We start from the raw sequence: 2,700 nt of genomic DNA on the forward strand, positions 1-2,700 counted from the left end.
GGAAGTATTTTAATAGAAGACCCCAGTGGCAATACAATGTTTATGGATGGTAAGGGAAACATAAAAGTGAATGCTCCGGAAACTATATTTATGGATGCTAAAAATATAATGGTTTCAGTTTCGCAGGATATAAGCATGAGTGCCGGAGGAAATATATCAACAATGGCCGGAAATGATTATAATTTATCTGCTACTAATATTTTTGAAAGGGCTAGCTCATGTAGAGAAAGTAAAGCAAAGGAATTGATTGAAACTTCGAAAAAAAGTACTTATAGTACTGATGAAGATATAATTAATTTAGAAAGTGGTTCTTTAGTAAAATCGAACAGTGCACAACAAACCAGTTTATACTAAAATAATTATAAAATGTCTAAAGGCAAAATAATACGTATTATAGGAGGTGAAAGTGTAAAAAAAGCTAAAAAATCTATAACTCTTACTGCAACCAAAGGCGATTTGACTTTTAATTCTCCCCAAAAGGTGCTAATGAACGGAAAACAAAGTGGTGTACTATATTTGAATAATTATAAACCACCGCTACCTTTACGAGTAGTAAAATTGGACGGACCTTATGATGGGCAAGATAAAAAAGTCGATATTATAAAAGATAATATACAATATATATATAAAGTTATTCAGTTTAATCGAATTCCTAAAAAGTCAGAACTTAAAGATTTAAAATGGGCTACTCAATTTGATGATGGTGAACTCTATACAGATCATCCTATTTCGAAAGGGAATAAAAAAGTAAGTTTTAAAATATCTGGAAATTCTAAAAAAACAAGATTTACTGTTTATGCATATTTTAAGAAGCCATCGGAAAAAGTATCTGTAACTAATTTAATTGAGGGTAAATATCCTAAATTATATATTTCAACACAAAAGACTGGATATACCATACAAAAATTATATGGGCACCCTGCAGCTACAAGTGCTTTATATACCTATGAGCCTGCCGTTGTGGTTTCTACATATCGAGCTTACTTAAGATTTTTTGAAAATGGAGAGACTAAAGATATTATAGAATTTAATGTTACCCGAGACGCATGGTATTATTTAGGAGAGAAAAATGGTAAAGCACATTTACTAAATAGAACTTTTGAGCCTTTAGATGGAAATAAAAATCTTTATTACACAGAAGAAGTTAAATTCCCTTCAAAAGCTCCGAACGATTGTAAAGGATATTTTTTAATGCAGAATAAGTCCAGGACAATTAAGGCTGAACCTTTTGAAACACAAATAGATATAAACGGAATCTCAATAGGGGATAAAAGAAAACAACCGAATAAAGCCCATAATGTGATGTTACATATTGGAGGTGTATACAGATTAGATACAAAAGGAGCAAAAATGCAATGGTTAGGTGGCTCTTTAGGATGTTTCGCTTTTATTCCTGCCAATGATATCTATCAAACAAAGGCATTAGCAAAAAAAGCATCTAAAGATGATGATTATGATGATGATACAAGTAATGCTCATTGGCTGAAAATAACCAATAAAATATCTGAATTGAAAAATGAAGACCCATCGAAAAGATTTTATATTATCATAAATAAACGATCCACTTGGACAAAAACAAAAGAAATTGATTCTGAAGAAATTTTACATGAATAAGAAAGGATTCCCATTAAAGTTAATTATAATCATTTTAACAATTATAATTGTTTTTCTTAGTCTATACTCTTTTGTATTGATAGGTTTTAATTTGCAAGATTATATAGCGTTAAATGATTATGCTGGTGATGAAAAAGCAATGACTGCCTATTTATTTGAACAGGGGATATTTTTAATACTAATTGATGTTTTTTTAATTATAGCTTTATTTTTTATAGCAAAAAATGCAAAAAAGTAAATCAAAAATAATACAAAATAAATCTTGGAATAATATGCGTATATCTTTATAGTAGAGCATATTTTGGATGTAACAGAATGATCTTAAAAAAACAAATCAAAGTTTACTTTGATAAGAGGATTAGCTGTTTTACCGAATAAAATACAATTCTGAGGGTATTTATCAAAAAGAATTATCTTATAAATTCACCTCCTTTCAATGATCTCTCACTTCGTTTATTATAATCTATATATCCTTTAATTATAAGTCTAGGTAATTATTAAAAAATAAATATGGAGGCTTTGTGGAAAGTTTTAGAGAAGAGCATGAGAACGCAATTGAAGCATAAAAAAATTGAAAGAGAGATAAAGGAAGAATTCTTTTGGCTAGGGGTTATTATAAAACCAGAAAGAAAAACAATGTCGTTGGAATGTACTTAAAGCAGGGACATATTTTTTAGAGCCTATGCAGATGAAAATTAAAGATAATGAGATTATATAACGATCTATTGGAATCTCAAAACATTGGCAGTATAGTTTTATTGAAAATAATCAATCAATTGTTAAAATTAAAAAAATATTCTCCCTTATTCGCTTTTAGAGAATATAATGAAGCCTATTGATATAATCAAATGTTTATAAAGAAATTAATACACTATTAGGATACCAAAAAAAGTATGAAATAAATTTGAAAAGAATAATTATTATAACCTATCCAACTGGAAAGGATGGTATAAAAATGCAGAATAGGAAAAATATATGTTTGGAGATGACCAATCATTATCAAATGATCCAAAGACGATATATTATTTATATAAATTTACTTATTATAAAAACCTTTATTCAAAATGAAATAAATAATATTTCAAT

General features: G+C 28.1%; 5 protein-coding genes and 1 pseudogene. All 6 read left to right on the forward strand.

Translation table 11 applies throughout. The features are described 5' to 3' along the window. Window positions 1–354 (forward strand): annotated as a pseudogene (locus M3Z80_RS09495) (hypothetical protein); the annotation flags it as partial. Window positions 355–366: 12 nt separating this feature from the next. Continuing rightward, window positions 367–1,614, forward strand: coding sequence for a hypothetical protein (locus M3Z80_RS09500; RefSeq protein WP_293919375.1), 1,248 nt, complete (start codon window positions 367–369; stop codon window positions 1,612–1,614). Further along, complete coding sequence (locus M3Z80_RS09505) at window positions 1,607–1,852, forward strand: hypothetical protein (protein WP_293919376.1); 246 nt, start codon at window positions 1,607–1,609, stop codon at window positions 1,850–1,852. The genes M3Z80_RS09500 and M3Z80_RS09505 overlap by 8 nt, the downstream gene beginning before the upstream one ends. A gap of 272 nt (window positions 1,853–2,124) precedes the next feature. Continuing rightward, window positions 2,125–2,271 (forward strand): hypothetical protein, encoded by a 147-nt coding sequence (locus M3Z80_RS09510; RefSeq protein WP_293919377.1) that lies wholly within the window; start codon window positions 2,125–2,127, stop codon window positions 2,269–2,271. Window positions 2,272–2,318: 47 nt separating this feature from the next. Beyond that, on the forward strand, window positions 2,319–2,453 hold the full coding sequence (locus M3Z80_RS09515) for a hypothetical protein (RefSeq protein ID WP_293919378.1): 135 nt from the start codon (window positions 2,319–2,321) through the stop codon (window positions 2,451–2,453). Between the two features lie 65 nt (window positions 2,454–2,518). Next, the coding region (locus M3Z80_RS09520; RefSeq protein ID WP_293919379.1) for a hypothetical protein at window positions 2,519–2,700 on the forward strand (182 nt) is incomplete at its 3' end.

Source organism: Apibacter sp. (genome assembly GCF_025291155.1).
Taxonomy (GTDB): domain Bacteria; phylum Bacteroidota; class Bacteroidia; order Flavobacteriales; family Weeksellaceae; genus Apibacter.

Coding starts and splice junctions, on each gene's coding strand:
- M3Z80_RS09515 (WP_293919378.1), top strand. CDS start 2,319: ATGAGATTATATAACGATCTATTGGAATCTCAAAACATTGGCAGTATA.
- M3Z80_RS09505 (WP_293919376.1), top strand. CDS start 1,607: ATGAATAAGAAAGGATTCCCATTAAAGTTAATTATAATCATTTTAACA.
- M3Z80_RS09500 (WP_293919375.1), top strand. CDS start 367: ATGTCTAAAGGCAAAATAATACGTATTATAGGAGGTGAAAGTGTAAAA.
- M3Z80_RS09510 (WP_293919377.1), top strand. CDS start 2,125: ATGGAGGCTTTGTGGAAAGTTTTAGAGAAGAGCATGAGAACGCAATTG.